The sequence below is a fragment of the Pantoea vagans genome (genome assembly GCF_004792415.1).
GTDB lineage: Bacteria > Pseudomonadota > Gammaproteobacteria > Enterobacterales > Enterobacteriaceae > Pantoea > Pantoea vagans.
Genome location: NZ_CP038854.1, coordinates 51,118 through 76,121 on the forward strand (window position 1 = coordinate 51,118; position 25,004 = coordinate 76,121).

Here is a 25,004-nt window from a genome sequence, read left to right on the forward strand (position 1 = left end):
AGTCAGTCAATCTGAAGAGTTATTTCCATGATAAACGCAGGTTCTGGCATCTTTATTTTTTGTGCAGGTAAAGAAACCCCGCACATCGGCGGGGGAGGTCATCAATGCTATGAAGGCTGAGGCAACGCTGTCTCCTGCAGATGACGCCAGATGATTTTGCCATTCGGCTTTGATTCGAATACGACAGTCGAAAAACGCAGAGTGGGGCTTTGATCAGGAAGTTGCTGTAATTCTTTATAGACAACCGTTGCACCAGTATCGCACTCAGCAATCACTCGCATGTCGCTGATTTCGATCGCTAAACCGGGGCGTGCGCCGCGCTGAGTCCGAAAAAAGGAGTTTAATGTTGTGAAGTCCAGCAACCCGCCACCGGTCGTTACCATAGAGTATGCAGGACTGAAACGTGCCAGGAGATCTTCACAAACCTCATCTTTTGCAGTTTCATTGCCCAGCCACTCTTTGATCAATTCATGGGTATCCAGGACTTCCTTCATGAAAAGGTTCATTTTTGTTCCTTATTAAGCGTAAGTACGACTTTGTGATTAGCAATGCGGAGGGAGCACAGTACAGGGATGACAGCGCTGCATGCCGCTATGACAAAGCAAAGACGATAGGACTGCTTTACAGGCATCCCCGTGTTCGCTATCAGATTGAACAGCAGGCTGACCAGCGTTACGCCAAGACAAAAACTAAGCTGGCGATTGATATTCCACAGGGCGCTTGCATCGGCCAGTTCATGATCAGCCATTTGAATAAAAGCAGAATTCTGCGCCGTGCTGCTGCACAAGCTGCCGCCAAATCCCATAAAAGCGAAAGCGAGTATGCAAATAATAGTGTCTATGCTATGCCCTGTTAGCGCCAGCATCCCGATACCTAGTGCCTGAACCAGGCAGCCTGTGATAAAGAGCGGACGGGGGCCCCAGCGGTTAAACCTTTTGCCGGTCAGGCTGATAGCGGCAAAAGAGGTTATTGACCAGGGAAGCATTAGCAAACCCACGAAGCTGGCATGCATCCCCAACTGATTTTGCAGATAGAGCATGGTGATCATACTGACGCCAGTAAACACACCGGGGATAAACTGATAAATCAGCATTGCGGTGTGTAAAAGCGGGTCTTTGACCAGATGCAGATTGATGAGCGGGTGACGTTTTTTAATCGCGTTGCTGACATAGCCAGCCAGCGTAACAACACCTGCCAGCAGCATCAGTGCGCCTTTATTGAACTCTCCGGCTTCACCCACATAGGTCAGCCCCAGCAGAATCAGCGTGAGCCCAACACAGCCACTGACTAATCCCACCAGATCTAACTGTTCAGCGGTCTTTTCCGGACGAGCCGGATTGAGCCATAAACCTGCCATGATTAGCGTCACCACGGCCAGGGGAAGACTGACCAGAAATACCCAGCGCCAGCTGAGATGCTCGACCAGCATTCCGCCAATGGCTGGCGAGAGTGCGGGTGCGAGCAGGGCGACCAGCATGACAACGGAGGATAATTTTGCGCGCTCATTACTTTGATACAGGGCGTAAGTCATTGTCTGTCCTATGGGGATCAGCAATCCGCCGCCAATGCCCTGAATCCAGCGCCATGTAATGAGTTGTGTAACCGATGCTGACGCACCCACTCCGCAGGTACCCAAAATAAAAATTAGTAATGACAGCATGAAAAGACGTTTCGCCCCCATCCGTCTTGCCAGCCAGCTACTCAGAGGGATGACCAGTGTCAGCCCCAGAATGTATCCATTACTTATCCACGCCAGCTTGCTAACGGGTGCGTCAAAGTGCCGGCCGATATCCGGATAAGCCACGTTGGCGATAAACATATTTACCAGATCGATAAAAAAACCCAGCAGATACACACTGGCAACACGCACACGATAAGACATTTGTTTTCTCAGACTGAACAGCTTAGGGCGCGAAGTATAAGACCGACGACAGGCCGGATAAATTGCTTTTCCCTTGCTACATTGTCAAAATTATTTTGACAATTTGAGTGCGGAAGAGGTGATGTGATGATCAATATGCAACGTCTGGCTATGTTTGTTGCGGTAGCAGAGGCGGGCAGTTTTACCGGTGCCGCTCAGACGCTGGGACTTACCAAAGCAGTAGTCAGTTTTAATATCAAACATCTTGAAGAAGAGCTCGGTGTTTCACTCCTGACAAGAAGCACCCGACGCGTTTCGACGACGGATGCCGGAGAACGATTTTATCATCGCTGTCTCAAGCTTCTTGAGGATGCCGAAAGCGCCCTGGAGGATGTCCGCAGCGATCATGCCGGATTAAGCGGGTTACTGAGGATCACCACAACCCCGGAGTATGGGGCCAGGGTGATTGTGCCAGCACTCACGGATTTTATTGCGAAACACCCGCAGTTACGTATCCAGCACGCTTCTTCATCAAAAAACGACGATCTCATTGCCGGTCGCTTTGATGTGGCTATTCGGCTTGGTCATCTGGCCGATTCCAGTCATCATGCCCGTCTCATCGATCAGTTTGATATTCTGGCGGTCGCTGCGCCGCTTTATCTGAACACCCTCCACACCCGCTCTGTCCGGAACCTTGAACAGCTTGCCTCTGCAAAATGGATTGCGCATAGCCGCTTATCAACGCCACTTAGCTGGCAGGTGATCACTCCGGGCGGGGTGACTGTATTGTTGAACGCCAGCTCTCCAGCAATGGTCATGGCTGACAGCGCGTCTTCTTTGCTGGCGTTTGCTTTAGCCGGAGCTGGCGTTGCCATTCTGCCGGCCTGGCTGGTACAGAATGAGATAGTAAAGGGAAGGCTAATACATATTCTGCCCGATCATCTTTTTCCCCCACAGGGTATCTACGCGCTTTATCCCAATACGCGCCATGTGCCGGAAAAAGTGCGGGCTTTCATCGATTTCCTGCGCGATCGCTTAGTTGCAACAACCTGAGCCTGAAGCAACGAATAACATTCAAAAAACTGATTATATGCGTTGAAGTAAAGTTTTATCCGGCTAAGGTTAGATCCCTTCAATTTTTTATATCCGTTGCTATTGAAGACTCGTAATCCACAAGGATCACAGGTTTTCGCCACTTAAATTTATGCCGTTTTTATTGGTTAATTTTTATACAATTTAGCCGCTTAAATACTTTTCCTGAACTACATAAAATAAAACCTGAAAGATTCCATTTGAAATTAATGTATAATTAGTAATTAAATCAGACACTTACTGATTATTTCTGAACGTGCTGGTGTAATGGGAAATTTATCTTACCTGCCTGTAAATTAAACACTAAGCAGGCCCAGAGAGAATTTTTGGATAGAAAAGTTTACAAGGAAAAGGACGGGGTTATTTCAGATATTAACTACTAGTTGGGCAATGGTGGTCGTGCTAACTGTTGATTTGAGGGTCGGCCAGCGCGTGGGCGGTTTCTGCTACTAAGCTCCTGAACCAGCGATGTGCAGGATCGTCGCGATAGCGCGCATGCCAGCCCATTTCAACCGGAAAAGTGCCGAGATCAACCGGCGCGGGAACAATTCTGAGCCGCTGGTCTCTGGAAAGATGCTGGCAGATAAGGCGAGGCAGGGTCGCGCAGTAATCCGTGACCGCAATCATCTCCGGTACGGCCAGAAAATGTGTCACCGACACGGCAACCTGACGGCGCAGGCCACGCTTTTCTAGTGCCTGATATAAACCCGCGCGCATACGGCCAGGCGGCAGGACATTAACGTGTTTGAGCTGCTCATACTGTTCTGCGCTAAGGTTTTCGCCCACCAGCGGATGATCTGCGCGTATCACACACGCCAGACCTTCATTCATCAGGTGCTGCACAACCAGATTATCAGGAGGCTCAACGATACGCCCCAGCACCATATCGGTGTTTCCTGAAATCACACCCGTTTCCGTTACGTCGTTACCAAAAGGGGTAAGGCGAAGCCTAATGCCGGGCGCGCAGTCACGAAGACGCGCCACAATGGCAGGCATCATGATGAATTCAACATAGCTGTTAGGGGCGAGGGTAAACAATCGGGTGGCGTGCAGCGGATCAAAGTCCTGCTGACCAAGGATCACCTTATCAATGGATGACAGGGCAGTACCGACTACCTGGGCCAGTTGTTCTGCTTTCGGTGTAGGACGCATACCGTAGCGCTCGCGGATAAACAGCGGATCGTTGAGCGTTTCGCGCAGCCGGTTTAAGGCATTTGACAGCGCTGGCTGAGTTATGCCAAGCCGCTCTGCGGCGCGAGTAACATTGCGCTCTTCCATCATCACCAGCAAAACCGGCAGTAAATTCAGGTCGTATTTCATTGAGCTATAATGCTGCGTGAATAGCTTAAATTGAAGAAATAAATTTCATAAATACTTATATGCGCGCCATCATTAGTGGGTCAACGCAGAACATGGCGGCTAAATCGCGGGTTCTGACTATCCTTACACCTGAAACTGACTGACTCTTATAGGGAGCGGAAATGAAAATTTTAATGGTTTTGACCTCGCATGATGAGTTGGGTACCACCGGCAAGAAGACGGGTTTCTGGCTTGAAGAGCTTGCCGCACCTTACTATGCATTCCTGGATGCGGGCGCTGAGATTACTCTGGCTTCACCGAAGGGTGGACAGCCGCCACTCGATCCAAAAAGTGATGAACCTGATTCTCAGACTGATGAGACACGCCGCTTCCATGCTGACTCTGCTGCTCAGACCGCGCTGGCCTCGACCGTAAGGCTTGATACGGTTAATCAGGAAACGTTTGATGCCGTGTTCTATCCTGGCGGCCATGGTCCGTTATGGGATCTGGCTAACGACAAACACTCCATTTCGCTGATTGAGCAAACCCTGCAGGCTGGCAAGCCGGTGGCACTGGTTTGTCATGCACCTGGTGTTCTGCGTGATGTGAAAAACGTTGATGGCACACCGCTGGTGAAAGGCAAGAAAGTAACCGGGTTTACTAATAGCGAAGAAGAGGGCGTTGGCCTGACTGACGTCGTGCCTTTCCTGGTGGAAGATGTGCTGAAACAGAATGGCGGTCTTTACTCACGCGGTGATGACTGGCAATCCTACACTGTGCAGGACGGCTTGCTGATTACCGGACAGAACCCAGGTTCGTCGGCTGAGACCGCGAAAGTCTTACTTTCAAGTCTGGCGAGTTAATGCGTCTGTAGCTAAGACGTTTCGAAAGGTGCCCCAAGGCGCCTTTTTTGTTGCTGAACTCAAGGCACAGTGCAGATAGTTACCTGATGAATTATTCAGATCAAATATATTAGGACTAAATTTAAATTGATGCCAACAATTACAGCGCTGGATTTCTCTTATTAACGCTTAGCTGAGTAAGTCTACTGAAAATATAAACATGTCTTTAAAAACAGTGTTGACATCGTTTATCAGATACGTAAAGTAAGTCACATCAGCGGCGTGAAGTTGCCCTGATACACCAAAAAAATCCCTGGTGTTAGCGTTAATGGTGTCGACAATTTGTAAATATAAGTTGCCGATGGTTCTGTTAAACGAAGTTGTTATTAATCGTACATAAGTTAATGACGACGCTGTTAGATGGAGTCTGAGTAAATCTTCGAGAAGTAAGTAGTATCGCGTCGCGATGATGTAAGGCCTCGTAGTTCTGAACGTTACTTTACGACAGGATACGATTGCGGTTTAAACGTCGTAATGAAAGTAAGGCAACGCATCAAAGAGTATATATCGCGATGGGGGTGTACAGATTTATACGGGCCTGACCTGTCTTTGTCTCCTGAAAGACTATCAGGTGGTTGAAACCGCTAATAATAATGACATTTCATTATTGTGATCATTATTATCCGCAGGATCTGTTCATAAATAGCAGTATCGAAGCAGTACCTATCAATTAAGTTAGTTAATGTTTAATGTTAAATCTGTAGTACCTTAAAAGCCCTGACTATTTCAGTCAGGGCTTTTATCATTTAAGCGTCTCTCTCAGCTTTTGCGGGTGTGTCATTACTGATCGTCATTTCCGAATTCTTTCTCATTAGTCACTCTTTGCCGCATTCATGCATGCTTTAATACTCTTCAGTTTGCACATCCTCTTCATCGCTTCGCATCAAGATTTAATGCCCTGCTAAGAGTATTCACAAGGTGTGGCTATAGCGTTGTCATCAGGAGTAACTGCTGGCATTTACCCTGCGCAAAACCTTCAGAACTGAGTTCAGCAATGAACATCACATCGATTGATAGCAAGACATATTAACCATACGCCAGAGCAGGTGCAGCCGCTCCAGCGCAAGCCGCTCTTTGACGTATGCCGTCAAGAGCTGATCAGGAAAAACTACAAATCATTAACAAATTTAATGGCTATGTCAGTATTGTTTAAGCCTTCGCCAGCAAAGGTCAGCTTAAGCAAAAGATGCCAATCGCATTTTTTGTTGATGCTGAACTCCACGAATAAAATCTTCTTACTGCTCGTGTCTGAAACATTTGCATGACAAGCGCTGATGCGGCCTGCCGCCCATCTCTTAGGAAACTTCTTATAAATCAGATCGGTGCCAGGTTTTTATGTGCCGAACTCTGTGAAATAAATATTTACATTTTAACATTTCCATTAGGTGACCCACTATTTTTAAACTCGCGCCATGGGTGTTTATCTGAAAGTTCTTCTTTGGATTTATGCTCCTACACCGCGTCATATCGCCAGTAAATGGAATGTACTCGCTTCTGACCCCGGTTCTGCTCATCACTCAATGTTTAAGAGCAGAAATGTTTCATGGCAGGGTAAGCCGTTTTCAACATTTCCCACTGGCAGTGACGGTATCTGGTACTTCTGAATACAGAGATAGCTATGTCCAGTTCCTATCAGTCCGAGATCCCCAAAGCCCGCGTTAATATCCAGCTCAGCGTCCACACCGGTGGCGCGCAGAAAAAAGTCGAACTGCCGCTCAAGATGGTCGTGGCTGGTGACTACAGCAACGGCAGAGAACAGCGTCCGCTTTCCGAACGTGAAAAGATCAACGTCAATAAAAACAATTTCGACAGTGTACTTGCCGATTTTGCGCCTGCCATCAGCCTGTCGGTGGCCAACACCCTGGCGGGAGACGGCTCCGAAGAGGGTGTCAGCCTCCGTTTCCGCGAGATGAAAGATTTCGAACCGGAGCAGGTCGCCCGTCAGATCCCTCAGCTTAAAGCGATGCTGGCCATGCGCAGCCTGCTGCGCGACCTCAAGGCTAACCTGCTCGACAACATCACCTTCCGTAAAGAGCTGGAAAAAATCCTGCTCGACCCAGCGCTCAGCGCTGAGCTCAGAGCCGAACTGGCCTCTCTGACCCCTGAACAGCCGTAACGGCCGCAAAAATTTAACGGATTAACTGAGGAATGCTGATGTCTGTACAAAATCACACTGCCACGGGTGGTGAAAGCGTGGTGCTGGACCGCCCCGAAGCTGGCGGCGTTTATGCGTCGCTGTTTGAGAAAATCAATCTGAGCCCGGTTTCATCTCTGAGCGCGCTGGAGAACTGGCAGGACAGCCAGGCAATGTCCGACGCTAGCGCTGACGAGCGTCTCACCGCGGGTATGAAAGTGTTTCTGGAGTGCCTGAGCCACGCGGGCGCGAAGGTCGAAAAGCTGGATAAGACGCTGATCGACCATCATATTGCGGAGCTTGACTATCAAATCAGTCGCCAGTTGGACGCGGTGATGCACCACCAGACGTTTCAGCAGGTGGAGTCGCTGTGGCGTGGCCTGAAGTCGCTGGTCGACAAAACCGATTTTCGGCAGAACGTCAAAATCGAGTTGCTGGATCTCTCCAAGGATGACCTGCGACAGGATTTCGAGGATGCACCGGAGATCATCCAGAGTGGTCTCTACAAACATACCTACATTGATGAATATGACACTCCCGGAGGCGAGCCGGTTGCTGCGCTGATCTCTTCTTATGAGTTTGACGCCTCTGCACAGGATGTGGCGCTGCTGCGCAACATTGCAAAAGTCTCTGCGGCTGCTCATATGCCGTTTATTGGCTCAGCAGGCCCGAAATTCTTCCTTAAAGAGACCATGGAAGAGGTGGCCGCAATCAAAGACATCGGCAACTACTTTGACCGTGCTGAATACATCAAATGGAAGTCGTTCCGCGAAACCGATGACTCACGCTATATCGGTCTGGTCATGCCGCGCGTGCTGGGCCGCCTGCCGTATGGTCCTGACACCGTTCCGGTACGCAGTTTTAATTATGTTGAAGAGGTAAAAGGCCCGGATCACGATAAATACCTGTGGACCAGCGCCTCGTTTGCTTTTGCCGCCAACATGGTGCGCAGCTTTATCAATAACGGCTGGTGTGTGCAGATTCGCGGCCCGCAGGCGGGCGGTGCGGTGCAGGATTTGCCAATCCACCTCTATGACCTGGGAACCGGCAATCAGGTGAAAATCCCGAGTGAGGTGATGATCCCGGAAACCCGCGAGTTCGAATTTGCCAATCTGGGTTTCATCCCGCTCTCTTATTACAAGAATCGGGATTACGCCTGTTTCTTCTCGGCAAACTCTACCCAGAAACCGACGCTGTATGACACCGCAGATGCCACAGCAAACAGCCGCATCAATGCGCGCCTGCCATACATTTTCCTGCTGTCGCGCATTGCTCACTATCTGAAGCTTATCCAGCGCGAAAACATCGGTACCACGAAGGACCGTCGCCTGCTGGAACTGGAGCTGAACACCTGGGTGCGGAGTCTGGTCACGGAGATGACCGATCCCGGTGATGAGCTGCAGGCGTCGCACCCGCTGCGCGATGCAAAAGTCATGGTTGAGGATATTGAAGATAACCCGGGCTTCTTCCGCGTGCGGCTCTATGCGGTACCGCATTTCCAGGTAGAAGGCATGGACGTCAATCTGTCACTGGTTTCTCAGATGCCGAAGGCGAAATCGTAACTCAGGCAGGAAGCCGATGAAAACGGAACAACCGCTTTGGGGTCGGGGCGTGATGGTCTCGCCCCAGCATTTTCAACAGCAGGCTGCTTATGCAGCCTGGTCTGCTGAGTCTATTGCACAGCTAAGCCTTAATCATCCCTGGGGAGTGATTAAGGCGACGTTTGAACCTGAGATGCTCAGGCTCGGGCGTCTGCAGGCTCATCACCTGCATCTCCGGTTTCAGGATGGTGTGCTGATCGATACTGATAATGCTGACAGCTTGCCCGCTGCACTGTCACTGCAGGATCGGACGGGCATCACAGGCGTCGTTCTGGCATTGCCGCTGTTACGCGCCAACGGCGGTAATTGTCTGAGCCCCGATGAAGTCGCCGATCGTCCGGTGCGCTTTCGTCAGCGCTGGCATGACGTTCGTAACGCATTTGGTGAAGATAGCCGTCAGATAGCGGTCATGCAGCCGGAATTGTCGCTGCGCTTTGCCGATCAGGACAACAGTGACTATCTCACCTGCCCGGTTGCACGTCTGCTGCAGGACTCGCAGGGTAACTGGATGCTGGATGAAACCTTTCTGCCTCCGTTACTGAGAGTTGAAAGCAGCCGCTGGCTGTTGACGCAGCTTGAGCAGTTAATGATCCAGCTTCGCGCCCGACTTTTTCGTCTGATGGCTATGCGTCGTGAAAGCAATGAAAGAATGGCCGATTTTGCCGTGGCAGATGTCTCTCTGTTCTGGTTACTCAACGCGCTGAACAGTGCAGAACCTGTGCTCGGCCAGTTTCTGCGTTTTCCACAAAGCCCGGCAGAACGCCTTTATCCTGAACTGGCACGGCTGGCTGGCTCTCTTCTGACCTTCTCTCTGGAACATCAGGTCAGCGCCATTCCGGTTTATCAGCATGCGCAGCTGAACGCCGTTTTTCCACCGCTGTTCGATCTGCTGACCGAGCTGCTGGAAGCGAGTCTGCCGTCCCGCGTAGTGCCTGTTGAACTCACCCATGATAAGCGGCTACGCCAGTGGCAGGCCCGGCTGCAGGATCCTCGTCTGCGTGAAGGGGCGGACTATTACCTCTCTGTACGCTCGCCAATTCCTGCTGCACAGCTTCAGGAGCAGTTCCCGCTGCAGTGCAAAGTCGGCAGTCCCGAATTTGTAACCAGTCTGGTGAACACCTCACGCCAGGGTATCCCACTCCGGGCGCTTCGTCATGTTCCGGCGGCAATCCCATTGCGACTTGAAAACCAGTACTTCTCGCTCGACCTGTCCCATCCGGCGGCGCAGGAGATGCTGGAGAGCGGCAGTTGCATGTTTTATACCCCAGGCATGCTAGGCGAACCCGAGCTTGAACTTTATGCGGTACTGCGAACATGAGTAACCAAAACAAACACGGCGCTGCCGCCGCTATCGATATCGATGCTTTGCTGCAGAACACCTGGCTGCAGGTTATCAGCCTGCGCCATGGTCCACAGTTTCAGGAGGGCGAAGGGCGAGCGTTATGGGATCGCTGCGTAACGGATGTTGAACGGGTACAGCAGGCATTAAAAGCAGCCATGCTGGATGAGGAAAACTGCCGGCATATTCTCACCGCCCAATGCGCATTGCTTGATGAAGCCGTGAAAGGTCGCGGAGTACAGGATGATGCCTGTGTTCAGTGGTACGACATCCCATTGCAGGGGCATTTTCTCGGCACCATGGATGCCGGTGACACCCTGTGTGAACGGATGCAGCGCGTGCTGCACGAACCTGCACCGAACCGCGCTGTGCTGACCTGTTTTCATCGCGTCATGATGCTGGGCTTTCTCGGACATTTTCGCGCAGTAAATGATGCCGAGCGTCAGAAGCTGGTGAAGGCACTTAGCGATCAGGTTCCTCCGTTCAGTACACCGCAGGCAACGCCGATTCTGGCGGAAAGTACGGCGGGTCCTGCACTTTTTGGCTGGCTATCTTCCTGGCCCGCACGCATCGCTCTGAGTGCTATCGTGGTGGTAGCGCTGTGGTGGGGATTAAACAGCTGGCTGGATCAACTGCTGGTGACGCTGCTGCCTGGAGTAACGAAATGAGTCGTGCGCAACAGCGACTTCTGGCGTTGTGGGCAGCACTGCTGAGTGGGCTGGTCTGTCTCTGCTTTCTGTCTTTGTCGTGGCAGATATCGGGACTTATTTTGCTGGCAGTCTGGGGAATCATTGCAGCAGTATGGACTGGATACCGCGTCACTCGCCATTCGGCGCGGGAAGTTGTTCCCGATTTTGGAAATTTACCGGAAACGACGTGGCGGCAGCCAGTCGTGCTGGTCTGCGGCGATCTGTCACAGCCGTGGCCAGAACAATCACAGGTTCTGACAGTCGCTCAGGGATGCTGGATCCGGGTAGAAGATCATCAGGATCTCGATCAGGTTGCGCGACAATTGCTGCTGCTGCGCCCGGACTGGGGGCGACAGCTTTCGGTGATGATCAGCGTCTGTCCGCAGAAGCATACGGAAAATGAAGCACTGACCAGTCGTCTGATGTCTTTACGCTGGCAAATCAGCCAGCTGCGCAAACTCTCTGGTCACTCTGTTCCTGTCGTGCTGATGGGTATTGCCGGCAGCGCGATCCTGGATGATATGCTCTGGCAGGCCGCTATGCCAGGCGAGAGTATCAGCGTCTGGCGTGAGTCTGCCGCACCTGACGCTGTTGCCAGTTGGGTCACGACAGGTGGCGCGATGGCGATGCAGCAGCAGGTGCTGATGAACAGTCTGATGATCTGGTTTCATCACCACGTCAGAGCGATCTTTACAGATGACAACCCGGACATTCCCGCGGTTCTGCCTGTGGCGATGTTGTGGGGCATTGGGCCCCGGCTATCTGATGGGCTTGCCTCATCCCTCTGGACCGACTGGCTGATCCGCCACACCGGTATGCAACGTGTTGCAGGCTGGCAGCCGGTGAACATCGACACTGCGGCCATCTCACCCCTGCCTGATTTCATTCTGCCTCTGTTGCCGCAAGGTCGGGGTCTGACACCCCGGGATCGCGCGTGGTGCTGTGCACTTGGCTTGTTCACCCTGGCCGCCGTGGCGGCTCTGCTGTGTAGCGGCTGGAACAACCGACAACTGCTGCAGCGTCTGAGCTTCGATATCGATCACTATGATCGCATCTCAATGGATAACTACGCGCCGAAAGCCGATGCCCTTCAGGTTCTTCGTCAGGATGCTGCACAGCTTGATGAATGGGCGCGCAATGGTGAACCCGTCCGGATGAGTCTGGGACTTTATCACGGCCATCGTCTGCGTCTGCCGGTGCTGGAGGCTATCCGTTCTTATATTCCACCGCCTCCGCCACCTGAACCCAAAAAGGTCGTTATACCGAAAATAGTCCGCCTCGACAGCCTGTCGCTGTTTGACTCCGGCAAAGCTGAGCTTAAGGCGGGCTCTACCAAAGTGCTGGTCAATGCACTGGTGGACATTAAAGCCCGGCCCGGCTGGCTGATTGTGGTCGCTGGTCACACCGACATCACCGGTAATGCGCAGCGCAACCAGCTGCTCTCACGCGAGCGCGCCGCGGCAGTCCGGGACTGGATGCGCGACACCGGTGACGTGCCGGAGAGCTGTTTTGCAGTGCAGGGTTATGGCGATAGCCGCCCTGTAGCGTCTAACGACACGCCGGAAGGCCGGGCACAGAACCGGCGTGTCGAAATCAGTCTGGTACCGCAGGCTGATGCCTGCCGTATGCCAGGTGCAGTACCCGCGTCACAGGATGACAGTGACGTTTCAACTCAATAAAAGGAGAAGTTCAACATGGCAATTCCGGTATATCTGTGGCTGAAAGACGATGGCGGTGCGGACATCAAAGGTTCCGTTGATGTTAAAGACCGCGAAGGCAGCATCGAAGTCGTGGCACAGGAGCACAAGCTCTACATCCCGACCGACAACAACACCGGCAAGCTGACCGGTACCCGCATTCACACCCCGTTCCTGTTCACCAAAGAGATCGACTCCTCAAGTCCGTATCTCTACAAGGCGGTGACCACTGGCCAGACCCTGAAATCGGCCGAATTTAAGTGGTACAGAATCAACGACGCGGGCCAGGAAGTGGAGTACTTCAACACCAAACTGGAAAACGTGAAGCTTGTGAAGGTTGCGCCAAAGATGCACGACATCAAGGATGCCTCTTTCGAGAAGCATAATCACCTTGAGCAGATTGAGCTGCGTTACGAAAAAATCACCTGGACCTACAAAGACGGCAACATCATTCATTCCGATTCGTGGAACGAACGCACCACCGCGTAATTGCCCGTCATATTTCGCGTTGCTGGTGCGTTGGTTCAGTTCACTTTTTCCGATCACACAGATATCTGTGCTGACGGGGATCCACGAGCCTGCCAGCCTCCAGTAACCCGAATTATTCAGGGCCATCTCTCTGTGCGGACAGGGCTTCCTGTCCGCAGTTTTCCTGAGTGCCTGCCCGTCGGGTACTCAGTAAAACACCTCACAACCGAGAAATCTGACCTGATGCGCTTAGGCTCCTCTTAAGGAAAGCGAGGGGCGGTAGCGTGCCTGAAGGTCTCTGAAAGCGAGTTTTGAACATGGAAAATCCGGCCATCCTGTTACGTCGTCTCAATCCTTACTGTGCCCGCGCTCTGGAAGGCGCGGCCTCCCTGTGTCAGACCCGCGCGCATGCAGAAATCCTGCCCGAACACTGGCTGCTCAAACTGCTGGAGCAGGGCGAGGGTGATCTTACGGTGCTGGCGCGCCGCTATGAGTGGGACATGGATGCCCTGTGGCAGGCGTTGCTGAGCTGGCTGGATAATCTGCCACGTTCGGTACGCAGTCGTCCTCAGCTCTCTGAAAGTATACAGAGCCTGATGCAGGCAGCCTGGATGCGGGCATCGCTGGCCGGTGAGCAGCAGATCCGCAGCATCCATCTACTGATGGCGCTGACAGAGAAGCCTGCGCTTGCGCGCTGTGATGGTCTGTGGCCGCTGCTGACACTGGGTCAGAGCCAGCTCGAACGTCTGCGCCCGCTGCTGGATACACAGTCAGATGAACGTCCCGAAGTCCAGCAGGAAGCGGCGCTGACACAGATGCACGGCGGTGACGTCGAATTTATCGGGCGACCAGCTGAATCAGCGGTAACAGAAATAAAACCGGGCGAACTTACTCCCGCGCTGCAGAGTGCGCTGGATAAGTTCACGCTGGACGTCACGGCAAAAGCGCGTGAAGGCCGTATCGATCCGGTGTTTGGCCGCGACACGGAAATCCGCCAGATGGTGAACATCCTTTCACGTCGTCGCAAGAACAACCCGATCCTGGTAGGTGAGCCGGGTGTGGGAAAAACTGCGCTGGTGGAAGGGCTGGCGCTGCGCATCGCCGAAGGCAACGTTCCGGCATCGCTGAGAACCGTCAGCCTGCGTACTCTGGATCTTGGCCTGCTGCAGGCGGGTGCGGGTGTGAAGGGGGAATTTGAGCAGCGTCTGAAAAATGTCATTGATGCGGTGCAGCAGTCTCCTGAGCCGGTACTGCTGTTTATCGACGAGGCACACACGATCATAGGCGCAGGCAACCAGGCGGGTGGGGCAGATGCGGCTAATCTGCTGAAGCCCGCGCTGGCACGCGGTGAATTGCGCACCATTGCCGCGACAACCTGGAGTGAATACAAACAATATTTTGAACGCGATGCTGCGCTGGAGCGTCGCTTCCAGGTGGTGAAAGTAGACGAGCCTGACGACGACACGGCTTGCCTGATGCTGCGTGGCTTAAAATCCCGCTATGCCGAACACCACGGCGTGCATATTACCGACGAGGCGGTGCGTGCGGCGGTAACGCTGTCACGGCGTTACCTGACGGGTCGTCAGTTGCCTGACAAAGCGGTCGACCTGCTCGACACCGCTGGGGCGCGGGTTCGTATGAGTCTGGACACGGTGCCGGAGGTCATTACCCGGCTGAAGGCGCAACGTACATCACTTAAGCTCGAAGAACAGGCGCTGCTGGGAGATGCCGTCGCCGGGGGGGATGACCAGACTCAGCGACTCGACGCTATTGAACAGCGACTGATCGACCTTGATGCGGATATCGCCAGCCAGGAACAGCGCTTTGCCGCAGAGAAAGTGCTGGCGGAACGACTGATGGCCTGCCGCCAGAACCCAGCTACAGAGGGCCATGCGGATATTCGTGATCTGCAGCAGCAGCTGGAAAAATTGCAGCAAGGCGAGGCACTCATTCAGATCGACGTCGATGCCCGCACCGTCGCTGGCGTGATTGCTGACTGGACCGGTGTACCACTCTCTTCACTAATGAAGGATGAGCAGGCGGAACTGCTTAATCTCGATGGCGAGATTGGTCGACGCGTAGTCGGTCAGGCACTGGCACTGAACGCTATTGCGCAACGTCTGCGCGCCGCTAAAACCGGACTGACTTCTGAGAATGGCCCGCAGGGAGTATTCCTGCTCACCGGCCCAAGTGGCACCGGTAAGACTGAAACCGCTCTTACGCTGGCCGACGTGCTATACGGCGGTGAAAAGTCACTCATCACCATCAATTTCTCGGAATATCAGGAGCCGCACACGGTGTCCCAGCTTAAAGGTTCGCCACCGGGATACGTAGGCTACGGCCAGGGCGGCATCCTGACAGAGGCGGTACGTAAGCGTCCTTACAGTGTAGTATTGCTGGATGAGGTAGAGAAGGCGCACCGCGACGTGATGAACCTGTTCTATCAGGTGTTTGACCGGGGGTTTATGCGTGATGGTGAGGGACGTGAAATCGACTTCCGCAACACGGTAATTCTGATGACGTCAAACCTCGGCAGCGACCACATCATGCAACTTCTTGATGAACAGCCAGACGCCACCGAAGCCGACCTGCAGACATTACTGCGCCCGCTTCTTCGCGATCATTTCCAGCCAGCACTGCTGGCACGCTTTCAGACCATCATTTATCGCCCGCTAAGTGAACCTGCGATGCGCACTATCGTACAGATGAAGCTGGCGCAGGTAAGCCAGCGTCTGCAACGTCACTACGGACTGACCACGCACACGGAAGAGAGCCTCTATGACGCACTGACGTCCGCCTGTCTGTTGCCGGATACCGGAGCGCGCAACGTTGACAGCCTGCTGAACCAGCAGATTTTACCCGTGCTGAGCCAGCAGTTGCTGATTCACATGGCGGCGAAGCAGAAGCCGGAGTTCCTGACATTAGGCTGGAGTGATGAAGAGGGAATAACGCTTGCGTTCGGCGGCGCGACAGGAGAGCCATCATGAGTACCGAGTTTGTCAGCAGATTCACCCACAACCATCACCTGCTGGCGGTGAAAGCGTGCGCATCTGAGCTGGATGTGCTGGCCTTTGAGGGGCACGAGTCCCTGAGCGAGCCGTTCCGCTATCGGGTGGAGTTCACCAGTTCAGATCACGGTATCAGCAAAGAGATGATGCTGCTCAGACCCGCATCACTGGCGCTGCAGGCCCCGGTGGATCAGGGCTTCGGCATCAAAATTCAGCAGCCGGTAAGGGTGATTCAGGGGGTGGTGAGCGGATTCGAACGGCTGAGCACCTCGAAGGACGAGACCCGCTATGCCCTGACGCTGCAGCCGCGGCTGGCGCTGCTCAGCCGCTCGCACCAGAACGCCATCTATCAGGACATGTCGGTGCCGCAGATCGTGGAAAAAGTCCTGCGCGAGCGCCACGGCCTGCGCGGTCAGGACTTTCTGTTCTCGCTGACCCGGGAATATCCCCGCCGCGAGCAGGTCATGCAGTACGGCGAGGACGACCTGCACTTCATCACCCGACTGCTGGGCGAAGCCGGGATCTGGTTTCGCTTCACCACCGACACGCGGCTGAACATCGACGTGGCGGAGTTCTGCGATGACCGGCAGGGCTACGTGAAAGAGCTGAGCCTGCCGCCGGTGCCGCCATCCGGCCTGCAGTCAGAAGGCGTGGACGCGGTATGGGGTATGACATGCCGCCACAGCGTGGTGCCGCAACAGGTCAGCACCCGCGACTACAACTACCGGCAGGCCACGGAAGAGATGGACGCACAGGCGGACGTGACCCGCGGCGACACCACCACCTACGGCGAGGCCTATCACTACGCCGATAACTACCTGACACCGGGCAGTGCGTATGACCGCTATCCGGCCCCGGAATCCGGTGCGTTTTACGCCCGGCTGCGCCACGAGCGCTACCTGAACGGGCAGACCCGGCTTTCAGCCATTACCAGCAGCGCGGTGCTGTCGCCGGGTCAGGTACTGACGGTTACCGGTGGCGGTGCAGCGGTGGCGGAGGCATTCCGCGAAGGCGTACTGATAACGGCGATGAACAGCCATGCGCGGCGCGACTGTGAATTTGAGGTGCATTTCAGCGGCATCCCGGACAGTGCTGATTTCAGCTTCCGCCCGGAGCCGGGCCGCCGTCCTGTGATGGCCGGGACGCTGCCGGCACGGGTGACCAGCACTACCGAAAACGACACCTACGGACACATCGATAAGGACGGACGCTACCGCGTCAACATGCTGTTCGACCGCGAAAGCTGGGAAACGGGCTTCGAGAGCCTGTGGGTGCGCCAGTCCCGCCCTTATGCCGGTGATACCTACGGTCTGCACCTGCCGCTGCTGGCGGGAACCGAGGTGGCGATAGGCTTTGAGGATGGGAATCCTGACCGGCCCTACATCGCAGGGGTACTGCACGACTCGGCCCACGGCGACCACGTCACCATCCGCAACTACAGACGCAACGTGCTGCGTACCCCGGCGAACAACAAAATCCGCCTCGACGACGAACGCGGAAAAGAGCACATCAAGGTGAGCACCGAGTATGGCGGCAAGAGCCAGCTGAACCTCGGGCATCTGGTGGACAGTGAAAAGCAGAAGCGCGGTGAGGGTTTTGAGCTGCGGACGGACAGCTGGGGGGCGATACGGGCGCAGAAAGGACTGTTCATCAGTGCGGATGGGCAGGCAGGGGCGCAGGGCGAGGTGCTGGAGATGGAGCCAGCTATCAGTTTGTTAAAAGGTGCGCTTAACCAGATTACCGGGTGGGGCAGCATTACGCAGACTCACCATAACTTTGTACCGGATGTGCAACCACTTAAAGAGTTGGTATCAGGCGGCAGTGAACTTAAAGAACCGACACTGCTGATGTCCGCACCGAAAGGGATTGCTGCCGTCACGCCGGAAACTGCCTTGATGCACAGTGGGAAAGGGCTTTATCTGCAAAGCCTGGGCGAAGTGAATATCTCGACGGCACAGCGCTATTCGGTCAATGCAAGCCAGGCAATATCAATGCTGGCTCAGCAGGAAGGTATGCGTCTGGTGTCGGCTAAAGGTGAATTAGCTATCGAGTCTCATGCTGACACGCTGTCCCTGACATCATTAAAAGACGTCACAATTCAGTCGACACAGGGGCATCTGCAATTAACGGCTAAGAACGGGATTACTATTGGATGTGGCGGAGCTTATATCCGACTGACGCCCGCGGGCGAAGTAGAGATACATGGTCCGGGAGTGCTGAGCCTAAAGGGTAAGCACGATTTACAGGGTCCTGCCAGTGAGGATTTTCCGCTACCAGAACTACCCGCGTCCGTTTGTAAGGACTGCCTGAAAAAAGCGCAGGAAGAGGCGATGGGAGTCGTATTACGTGGATAATGAAAAAAGAGAATATAACACAGCCACAAAACAATGGCTGTCACAGGCAGAATTCTTAAGTCTCAATGCCGGGCTTGGCTATATTGATGTGATTATCGATCAGGCAGGTTCAGACAAGCCAGTTGTGGATGCACTAAAGCAGTTATCACCTACCGCCCGTTATGGTCTTTTATTCGAAGAAACGCCGGAAGAGGGCATGGTCAATGACAGCCCGGTACTGGTTAGGCTCTTCTGGTCGGAATGGCAGCATAGAGCATTAATAACAGAAATTATGCACTATTTTGCAAATACACCCCGTTTGATTCTTCTTATTAGCCCACTGGTTTTTGATGAGCTTAAAAATCATCTCTGCCACCTCACGCAATTTCGATGGGGCGAACAGAGTGGGATATTGCGTTTCTATGATAGTCGAATATTCCCTGTGTTGTTTAGTCATGTTTTATCTGAAGAGCAACAGTTTGCTTTTACCCGCATTGCATTTTATTGGGGCTGGCAGGATCGTGATGTTAGCCAGGTGTGGAAACAGGGGAAGTCAAGCCCTGAAAGCCAGCTTTTGCCAGCTCCGGAAGTGATTAACTTGAATGATAAACAAATCGAAATTATTGGATGCCTCAGTGATGCAGAAATGCTTTCACGTGAGCATCAGAAAACGGGGGTAACACCTGAGGCTAATTTTCAATATTTTTTTAAGGTGGCTCTTGCCGCTAGTCAGCAAGGTTTTCTGGGCGATCTGAAAGATTACATCAAAGAATATCAATGAAAGCCATTTCTACTGCAAAAAACTATGCGTTTAATATAATGAGTGTATTTCAATGAATAAAAAATCATTACTCTCTGGGTTGTTAATAGTGTCATTATTAACAGGGTGTGGGACGATTTCTCGTGGTCACAGCTTTGAAAAAACTTATCGTGGATTTGACCAGGATAAGGAGGTGATTTCAAATCCTTATATGTGGATGCTTTCTTTTGGGCTTATCCCTGTTTTCTTCATTGCATCAGCGCCAATAGATTTAGCCATAGATACTGTTTTATATCCTGTGGATTATTGGAGAGGAAAGTCGCCTCGTCACTACACAGCACCAGCAGTATACAGACCCGTTTATGCAGTAAATCTGACCGGAAAACCTGATTTTGAGTATCTTATAAAGGAAAAGAGCACCCGAGAAACTCTGGTTAAGGGTGTCACACGTAAAGTGCCTTTGTCCGGTAAGCAATCAAGTATAATTAATATCAATAAATTAATATCAGCTAGTTTTCCTCCATCATTTATAAAGTCCGTAACTGTTGAGGGAATGATAGCTCCATCGTTGATAGTGTCGGATAGAGCAATTTCAAATAAAAATGAATATTATTTCACACCGGATGATGACCTTCGTGTAGCAAAGGGTGTTCTTGTCGTGTTTATGCCCTGTAGTATGGCTTTGTTGTTTGATTATGACTCTTACTATTACAATGGTGATTTTATCCGGCAGCAGAATATCCAGGATTATTATCATTCAATGACATCCCTGGAAGAGAAAAAACAATGTGTCCGTGCTGAAGAAAATACTCTTGCTGCTGATCATATGTGGAAAAGAGTGAGGTTTGGTCAATAATGTAGCACGGTTAGTGTTATTAGTATTTACTATCCCACGATGTGAAAAATAACGCTGTGGAGTAACGGTCCATTTTCTGCCCTGCAATCAGGTTAAGGTCACCACGGTCTGCCAGGGTTATGGCACGCCAGGATATCCGATTAAAGAGCCGCTGAATATGAAAGAGCCTGCGCATTGTCCAGCATAGTCAGGAACCGGATTTAATAATCACTTCAGGAGATAAAAGATGAGATGGCTGATTCTGGCTGTGACAATAGTATTTATTTCAGGATGCTCACATGCAGGCGATGGCGATTATACCGCCGGGGATATCCGCGGATTTAACCACACGCAACACGGCATTAATCATTTTAGTGTTAACGGGTACGGAGGGCGCCTAACAGGAAATAGCTGCTGCATCATGTTACCCATGAAATGGACGCCCGGTCTGAAAGCCCGTATTGAGTGGGAAGTTGATCCTAAAACAGCATCAAAATTTCCTGGATATAGTGATCGGATTAAGTTTAATAAATGGAAGGATGAACTCGAGAGTAGTTTTCAAATTCACACTATGGTAGTTGATATTCCACAATATGGAAAAGAGCGCTGCGGAATAAGCGTCCATTTCCTGCCCTGCAATCAGGTTAAGGTCACCACGGTCTGCCAGGGTTATGGCACGCCGGGATATCCGATTAGAGAGCCGCTGAATATGAAAGAGCCTGCGCATTGTCCAGCATAGTCAGGAGCAGGATTTAATAATCACTTCAGGAGATAAAAGATGAGATGGCTGATTCTGGCTGTGGCAATACTATTTACTTCAGGATGCTCACATGCAGGCGGTGGCGGTTATACCGCCGGAGACCTTCGTGCTAAAAATCATGTTTCAGGGCAGACAATTAACTGGTTCAAGGTGAATGGTTATGGTGCTTCAGGACTAGGTGGAGGAGTCTGCTGCGTTATGTTACCCATGAAATGGACGCCCGGTCTGAAAGCCCGTATTGAGTGGGAAGTTGATCCAATGACAGCATCAAAGTTTCCTGGGTATAAAAACTGGGAAAAGTATTTATTGTGGGAAAAGGAAGTTAAAGCCAGTTATCAGATTCATACCGCTGTAGTTGCTATTCCACAATATGGAAAAGAACGCTGCGGAATAACCGTCCATTTTCTGCCCTGCAATCAGGTTAAGGTCACCACGGTCTGCCAGGGTTATGGCACGCCGGGATATCCGATTAAAGAGCCGCTGAATATGAAAGAGCCTGCGCATTGTCCAGCATAGTCAGGAACAGGATTTAATAATCACTTCAGGAGACAAAAGATGAGATGGCTGATTCTGGCTGTGACAATACTATTTACTTCAGGATGCTCCCGTGCGGGAGGTGGCGATCATACCGCCGGAGACCTTCGTGCTAAAAATCATGTTTCAGGGCAGACAATTAACTGGTTCAAGGTGAATGGTTATGGTGCTTCAGGACTAGGTGGAGGAGTCTGCTGCGTTATGTTACCCATGAAATGGACGCCCGGTCTGAAAGCCCGTATTGAGTGGGAAGTTGATCCTAATCCAGATGAAGATATACCTATGAGGAAGAGAGGCTCTGGATACGAAGAAGAGGCCTATGCGCGCCATGCCGCCAATTATCAGACGCATACCGCTGTAGTTGATATTCCACAATATGGAAAAGAGCGTTGTGGAATAAGCGTCCATTTTCTGCCCTGCAATCAGGTTAAAGTTACCACAGTCTGCCAGGGTTATGGCACGCCGGGATATCCGATTAAAGAGCCGCTGAATATGAAAGAGCCTGCCCATTGTCCAGTATAGTCAGGAACAGGATTTAACAATCACTTCAGGAGATAAAAGATGAGATGGCTGATTCTGGCTATAACAATAGTGTCTATTTCAGGATGCTCACATGCAGGCGATGGCGATTATACCGCCGGGGATATCCGCGGATTTAACCACACGCAACACGGCATTAATCATTTTAGTGTTAACGGCTACGGAGGGCGCTTAACAGGAAATAGCTGCTGCATTATGTTACCCATAAAATGGACGCCTGGGCTTAAAGCCCGTATTGAGTGGGAAGTCGATCCAAATCCTGATGAAGATATACCTATGAAGAAAAGAGGTTTTGGGTACGAAGAAGAGGCCTATGCGCGCCATGCCGCTAATTATCAGACGCATACCGCTGTAGTTGATATTCCACAATATGGAAAAGAGCGGTGCGGAATTAGCATCCATATCCTGCCCTGCAATCAGGTTAAGGTCACCACAGTCTGCCAGGGGTTTGGCTCGACTGTTTACCCCATCAAGGAACCACTGAATATGAAGGAACCGGCACAATGTCCAAAACAGGATTAGGATTACCCTGCTGGGCGCCGCCCATTTTTCCGGAAGGCGGCCGTCTGCAACTGACACCCGAACAGGTGAATGCTAATTATAAAAAGCAAATCCGGGAAGCAGATGATTTTAAAAATCAACTGAGTGAACAGGCTGGTCATCGTCTCGGGTTTACCTGCAGTCAGAGCCTGCATATCAGCTTGTTTTTTGATGGTACCGGAAATAATGAAGAAAATGATACCAACGTTGCCAGACCACCTCATCCGACAAATATTGCCAGACTTTTTCATGCAACTTATCAGGACGCCGAAGATAAAGGCTATTTCCGTTATTATATTCCCGGTGTAGGTACGCCCTTTCCAAAAATTAATGAATTTGACTACAGCCTCGATGGTCTGGCGTTTGCCGCTGGAGGAGAGGATCGCATCAACTGGGCGCTATTGCGTCTGGTCGATGCTCTGATGTATGCCATTACGCCAACGCACCAGCGTCTGGATGATAGTGTTGCCCGTGGCCTGCTGCCCGATATGCGCGCTCACTGGCCGGTGACGGGTGAAGTGAACCGGCGTAATGCAATTAAACGATTACTGACACCGCTGAAAAATCAGGTGAAGCAAGCCAGACCGCATTTACTCAATATTAAACTGTTTATCTATGGTTTTTCCCGTGGTGCTGCCGAGGCACGTACCTTTGTCAACTGGCTGACAGAGCTATTTGCCATGCCGCCAGATGGCGGTCAGCCCGACATGAGCCTGCTGGGACTGCCGGTGAGCATAGAATTTCTTGGGCTTCTGGATACTGTGCCCTCGGTGGGCATTGCTCATATTGCTCCTGGCGCAACCGGACATATGGGCTGGGCAAGCGGCACTCAGCAGTTGCCCGACGAGACCCGCTTTCCCGGATTGATTCGCTGCTGTCGCCACTTTATTGCCGCCCATGAACAGCGGCTCAGCTTCCCGCTGGATTCGGTCCGACGACCGGAAGGCAGCTATCCGGCCAATACTCTGGAAGTGGTCTATCCAGGTATGCACTCTGATGTGGGCGGCGGCTATCCGCCACTGGATCAGGGTAAATCCAGAGGTGGAACGGGAGAGCTGTTGTCGCAGATTGTCCTGCACGATCTCTATCTTGCTGCTTTTGACGCTGGAGCGCCGCTAACGGTTTCGCCAGAACTTATTACCCCTCTGATTGAAGACATTAAACCATCAAGGTATATGCCGCAGGATTCGATAAGTGAATTTGCTATTTCTCCAAAGCTAATTAGCCGCTTCAATATCTGGCGCGAGACGCTGATAAATAACGCACCAGGCCATGAATCGCCCCCAGGCGAAACCGGTTATCACCCTTGCCAGCTTCCGCAGGTGCTGGAGAGCGCGATCATCGGCCAGATGGGATGGATTACTGCCTGGCGCATTGGTCGTTATGCGCATAACAGTCTGCTAACTCGAGAGTTTTACAAGCATGCGCCGCAGCTGCCTGATGACAAAGTTGACAAAAATGAGAAAGAATACAACAGGAAAAAAGAGGCTCTCATCCGTAGTCGCAAGGAGGTCGATCGCCGACAGCCCAACTGGCAGGATCAGATGATGCCAGGCATGCCCGATTATGAACCTGAAAACAGTCAGTATCAGTTACGCGAAGCGGCGCGCGAGTTTGAGCATGATTACCGTAACTGGTATCGCGATATCAATGGCGACTTTATAGACAAATCCCTGCAGATTTTGCTGGATGTGATCCCCAAAGCTCCTGTCTATCTGCTCAATGGTGACGACGAAAAAGCAGAATATGAACAGATGCGAGACAGTGGCGATTATCGCTACATCCGCCTCTTCACTAATCGTCTGGGTGCGGGGATCCGTACGCTTCCGGGTGCGGAACTGCTGGCATTTTACGATGACCATATCCACGACTCACGAGCCTGGTTTATGCAAAAAGCGTTAGGTGGCAGAGAGCTATGGGCCGGCTATTTTCGCTACCGTATGATCTATTTTGGTGATTTTGCCAATAAAAAACTTCAGCTTATTTCTGTGAACGGCAAAGTTGTGGGTGCGACATCCACGTCAGACCGTGTTGAGTACAGAGTCGAAACCCGAAGAGAGGGCGAAACATTCTCTGACGTACACAGTGTCAGAGATCTGGCGAATGGTCAGGTACAGACCCTCTCGCCGTCAGCGATGTTACCTGCAGACAATGCACCACTGCAAATGGCCGCCAGGCAGCAGTCGCAAATCATTGCCACTGAACATCAGGAAATGCTCACTGCAGCCCATACCCATCTAAAGGCGTCGGGTGCCCGAATTATCTGAGCCAGGAATGCTCATTGAGTAAAGGAAGCATGATGAAATATGTCATACGTCAGGGGGACACGTTACAGGAGTATGGAGGTCTGGTGCTGGGCGGGCATTACCTCTGCTTCGGTAAAGGGATTGCCACCAAAGGTGATGCAGTTCGATGCAACAGACACGGTATTACTACCATTGCTGAAGGCAGCTCACTATCAAAGGTTGATGGGCAGCCGGTTGCGTTACATGGTCATCACTGTGCCTGCGGCTGTACGCTGGTGAGTTCATTTCCAGACTGTGGTATTGCGCAGTGAGAAGTGCACCTGATTTCCCTCTTTATAAGACGGCAAAACCCCCTGCCAGCAAGCG

The 25,004-nt window shown here is 52.1% G+C and carries 21 protein-coding genes and 1 pseudogene; 19 read left to right on the plus strand and 3 right to left on the minus strand.

The genetic code is table 11. The features are described from left to right. Window positions 1-107: 107 nt before the first annotated feature. Window positions 108-506: a DUF4440 domain-containing protein gene (locus EGO56_RS19145; RefSeq protein ID WP_135910653.1), complete on the minus strand. Its 399-nt coding sequence runs from the start codon at window positions 504-506 to the stop codon at window positions 108-110. Further along, window positions 503-1,882 (minus strand): MFS transporter, encoded by a 1,380-nt coding sequence (locus EGO56_RS19150; RefSeq protein ID WP_135910654.1) that lies wholly within the window; start codon window positions 1,880-1,882, stop codon window positions 503-505. Before EGO56_RS19150 ends, EGO56_RS19145 begins: the two co-directional genes overlap by 4 nt. A gap of 126 nt (window positions 1,883-2,008) precedes the next feature. Between EGO56_RS19150 and EGO56_RS19155 the strand changes: the two genes are divergently transcribed. Then, window positions 2,009-2,914, plus strand: a complete 906-nt coding sequence (locus EGO56_RS19155; RefSeq protein WP_135910655.1) for a LysR family transcriptional regulator — start codon at window positions 2,009-2,011, stop codon at window positions 2,912-2,914. Window positions 2,915-3,355: 441 nt separating this feature from the next. Here the strand turns inward: EGO56_RS19155 and EGO56_RS19160 are convergent, their stop codons facing one another. Next, window positions 3,356-4,273, minus strand: a complete 918-nt coding sequence (locus EGO56_RS19160) for a LysR family transcriptional regulator (RefSeq protein WP_135910656.1) — start codon at window positions 4,271-4,273, stop codon at window positions 3,356-3,358. A 161-nt stretch (window positions 4,274-4,434) separates the two neighbouring features. Here EGO56_RS19160 and EGO56_RS19165 point away from each other — a divergent pair, with 161 nt between their 5' ends. The 18 genes and pseudogenes from EGO56_RS19165 to EGO56_RS19245 all read left to right on the plus strand — a co-directional run bounded on the left by EGO56_RS19165 (window position 4,435) and on the right by EGO56_RS19245 (window position 24,949). Then, window positions 4,435-5,115, plus strand: coding sequence for a type 1 glutamine amidotransferase domain-containing protein (locus EGO56_RS19165; protein ID WP_135910657.1), 681 nt, complete (start codon window positions 4,435-4,437; stop codon window positions 5,113-5,115). A gap of 1,657 nt (window positions 5,116-6,772) precedes the next feature. Beyond that, on the plus strand, window positions 6,773-7,270 hold the full coding sequence (gene tssB / locus EGO56_RS19170; RefSeq protein WP_033735267.1) for a type VI secretion system contractile sheath small subunit: 498 nt from the start codon (window positions 6,773-6,775) through the stop codon (window positions 7,268-7,270). A gap of 32 nt (window positions 7,271-7,302) precedes the next feature. After that, window positions 7,303-8,850, plus strand: coding sequence for a type VI secretion system contractile sheath large subunit (tssC, locus tag EGO56_RS19175; RefSeq protein WP_135910658.1), 1,548 nt, complete (start codon window positions 7,303-7,305; stop codon window positions 8,848-8,850). Between the two features lie 16 nt (window positions 8,851-8,866). Then, window positions 8,867-10,207 (plus strand): type VI secretion system baseplate subunit TssK, encoded by a 1,341-nt coding sequence (tssK, locus tag EGO56_RS19180; protein WP_033735265.1) that lies wholly within the window; start codon window positions 8,867-8,869, stop codon window positions 10,205-10,207. Next, complete coding sequence (tssL, locus tag EGO56_RS19185; RefSeq protein ID WP_135910659.1) at window positions 10,204-10,896, plus strand: type VI secretion system protein TssL, short form; 693 nt, start codon at window positions 10,204-10,206, stop codon at window positions 10,894-10,896. The genes tssK and tssL overlap by 4 nt, the downstream gene beginning before the upstream one ends. Next, complete coding sequence (locus tag EGO56_RS19190; RefSeq protein ID WP_135910660.1) at window positions 10,893-12,596, plus strand: OmpA family protein; 1,704 nt, start codon at window positions 10,893-10,895, stop codon at window positions 12,594-12,596. The genes tssL and EGO56_RS19190 overlap by 4 nt, the downstream gene beginning before the upstream one ends. Window positions 12,597-12,611: 15 nt before the next feature. Continuing rightward, window positions 12,612-13,103 (plus strand): Hcp family type VI secretion system effector, encoded by a 492-nt coding sequence (locus tag EGO56_RS19195; RefSeq protein WP_033735262.1) that lies wholly within the window; start codon window positions 12,612-12,614, stop codon window positions 13,101-13,103. 296 nt (window positions 13,104-13,399) lie between these two features. Continuing rightward, window positions 13,400-16,069, plus strand: a complete 2,670-nt coding sequence (gene tssH, locus EGO56_RS19200; protein WP_135910661.1) for a type VI secretion system ATPase TssH — start codon at window positions 13,400-13,402, stop codon at window positions 16,067-16,069. Further along, the gene (locus EGO56_RS19205) at window positions 16,066-18,444 is read left to right on the plus strand and encodes a type VI secretion system Vgr family protein (RefSeq protein ID WP_135910662.1); all 2,379 of its coding nucleotides are present in this window, start codon (window positions 16,066-16,068) and stop codon (window positions 18,442-18,444) included. The genes tssH and EGO56_RS19205 overlap by 4 nt, the downstream gene beginning before the upstream one ends. Next, the gene (locus EGO56_RS19210; RefSeq protein WP_135910663.1) at window positions 18,437-19,204 is read left to right on the plus strand and encodes a toxin Tle1 chaperone Tla1; all 768 of its coding nucleotides are present in this window, start codon (window positions 18,437-18,439) and stop codon (window positions 19,202-19,204) included. The genes EGO56_RS19205 and EGO56_RS19210 overlap by 8 nt, the downstream gene beginning before the upstream one ends. Before the next feature lie 52 nt (window positions 19,205-19,256). After that, window positions 19,257-20,039: a YceK/YidQ family lipoprotein gene (locus tag EGO56_RS19215; protein WP_135910664.1), complete on the plus strand. Its 783-nt coding sequence runs from the start codon at window positions 19,257-19,259 to the stop codon at window positions 20,037-20,039. A gap of 55 nt (window positions 20,040-20,094) precedes the next feature. Beyond that, window positions 20,095-20,226 (plus strand): annotated as a pseudogene (locus EGO56_RS22745) (DUF3304 domain-containing protein); the annotation flags it as partial. A 39-nt stretch (window positions 20,227-20,265) separates the two neighbouring features. Continuing rightward, the gene (locus tag EGO56_RS19220) at window positions 20,266-20,757 is read left to right on the plus strand and encodes a Tli1a family immunity protein (protein ID WP_135910665.1); all 492 of its coding nucleotides are present in this window, start codon (window positions 20,266-20,268) and stop codon (window positions 20,755-20,757) included. Between the two features lie 39 nt (window positions 20,758-20,796). Further along, window positions 20,797-21,294, plus strand: a complete 498-nt coding sequence (locus tag EGO56_RS19225; RefSeq protein WP_135910666.1) for a Tli1a family immunity protein — start codon at window positions 20,797-20,799, stop codon at window positions 21,292-21,294. 39 nt (window positions 21,295-21,333) lie between these two features. Then, window positions 21,334-21,834 carry a Tli1a family immunity protein gene (locus EGO56_RS19230; protein ID WP_135910667.1) on the plus strand — a complete coding sequence of 167 codons (501 nt, stop codon included), beginning with the start codon at window positions 21,334-21,336 and terminating at the stop codon, window positions 21,832-21,834. A 39-nt stretch (window positions 21,835-21,873) separates the two neighbouring features. Beyond that, window positions 21,874-22,374 carry a Tli1a family immunity protein gene (locus EGO56_RS19235; protein ID WP_135910668.1) on the plus strand — a complete coding sequence of 167 codons (501 nt, stop codon included), beginning with the start codon at window positions 21,874-21,876 and terminating at the stop codon, window positions 22,372-22,374. Continuing rightward, on the plus strand, window positions 22,356-24,659 hold the full coding sequence (locus EGO56_RS19240; protein ID WP_135910669.1) for a T6SS phospholipase effector Tle1-like catalytic domain-containing protein: 2,304 nt from the start codon (window positions 22,356-22,358) through the stop codon (window positions 24,657-24,659). Before EGO56_RS19235 ends, EGO56_RS19240 begins: the two co-directional genes overlap by 19 nt. 32 nt (window positions 24,660-24,691) lie before the next feature. Next, window positions 24,692-24,949 carry a PAAR domain-containing protein gene (locus tag EGO56_RS19245; protein ID WP_135911027.1) on the plus strand — a complete coding sequence of 86 codons (258 nt, stop codon included), beginning with the start codon at window positions 24,692-24,694 and terminating at the stop codon, window positions 24,947-24,949. Window positions 24,950-25,004 lie beyond the last annotated feature (55 nt).

Excerpts from the sequence above, each read along its gene's own strand:
- EGO56_RS19145 (WP_135910653.1), bottom strand. The coding sequence starts at position 506 with ATGAACCTTTTCATGAAGGAAGTCCTGGATACCCATGAATTGATCAAA.
- EGO56_RS19150 (WP_135910654.1), bottom strand. The coding sequence starts at position 1,882 with ATGTCTTATCGTGTGCGTGTTGCCAGTGTGTATCTGCTGGGTTTTTTT.
- EGO56_RS19155 (WP_135910655.1), top strand. The coding sequence starts at position 2,009 with ATGATCAATATGCAACGTCTGGCTATGTTTGTTGCGGTAGCAGAGGCG.
- EGO56_RS19160 (WP_135910656.1), bottom strand. The coding sequence starts at position 4,273 with ATGAAATACGACCTGAATTTACTGCCGGTTTTGCTGGTGATGATGGAA.
- EGO56_RS19165 (WP_135910657.1), top strand. The coding sequence starts at position 4,435 with ATGAAAATTTTAATGGTTTTGACCTCGCATGATGAGTTGGGTACCACC.
- tssB (WP_033735267.1), top strand. The coding sequence starts at position 6,773 with ATGTCCAGTTCCTATCAGTCCGAGATCCCCAAAGCCCGCGTTAATATC.
- tssC (WP_135910658.1), top strand. The coding sequence starts at position 7,303 with ATGCTGATGTCTGTACAAAATCACACTGCCACGGGTGGTGAAAGCGTG.
- tssK (WP_033735265.1), top strand. The coding sequence starts at position 8,867 with ATGAAAACGGAACAACCGCTTTGGGGTCGGGGCGTGATGGTCTCGCCC.
- tssL (WP_135910659.1), top strand. The coding sequence starts at position 10,204 with ATGAGTAACCAAAACAAACACGGCGCTGCCGCCGCTATCGATATCGAT.
- EGO56_RS19190 (WP_135910660.1), top strand. The coding sequence starts at position 10,893 with ATGAGTCGTGCGCAACAGCGACTTCTGGCGTTGTGGGCAGCACTGCTG.
- EGO56_RS19195 (WP_033735262.1), top strand. The coding sequence starts at position 12,612 with ATGGCAATTCCGGTATATCTGTGGCTGAAAGACGATGGCGGTGCGGAC.
- tssH (WP_135910661.1), top strand. The coding sequence starts at position 13,400 with ATGGAAAATCCGGCCATCCTGTTACGTCGTCTCAATCCTTACTGTGCC.
- EGO56_RS19205 (WP_135910662.1), top strand. The coding sequence starts at position 16,066 with ATGAGTACCGAGTTTGTCAGCAGATTCACCCACAACCATCACCTGCTG.
- EGO56_RS19215 (WP_135910664.1), top strand. The coding sequence starts at position 19,257 with ATGAATAAAAAATCATTACTCTCTGGGTTGTTAATAGTGTCATTATTA.
- EGO56_RS19220 (WP_135910665.1), top strand. The coding sequence starts at position 20,266 with ATGAGATGGCTGATTCTGGCTGTGACAATAGTATTTATTTCAGGATGC.
- EGO56_RS19225 (WP_135910666.1), top strand. The coding sequence starts at position 20,797 with ATGAGATGGCTGATTCTGGCTGTGGCAATACTATTTACTTCAGGATGC.
- EGO56_RS19230 (WP_135910667.1), top strand. The coding sequence starts at position 21,334 with ATGAGATGGCTGATTCTGGCTGTGACAATACTATTTACTTCAGGATGC.
- EGO56_RS19235 (WP_135910668.1), top strand. The coding sequence starts at position 21,874 with ATGAGATGGCTGATTCTGGCTATAACAATAGTGTCTATTTCAGGATGC.
- EGO56_RS19240 (WP_135910669.1), top strand. The coding sequence starts at position 22,356 with ATGTCCAAAACAGGATTAGGATTACCCTGCTGGGCGCCGCCCATTTTT.
- EGO56_RS19245 (WP_135911027.1), top strand. The coding sequence starts at position 24,692 with ATGAAATATGTCATACGTCAGGGGGACACGTTACAGGAGTATGGAGGT.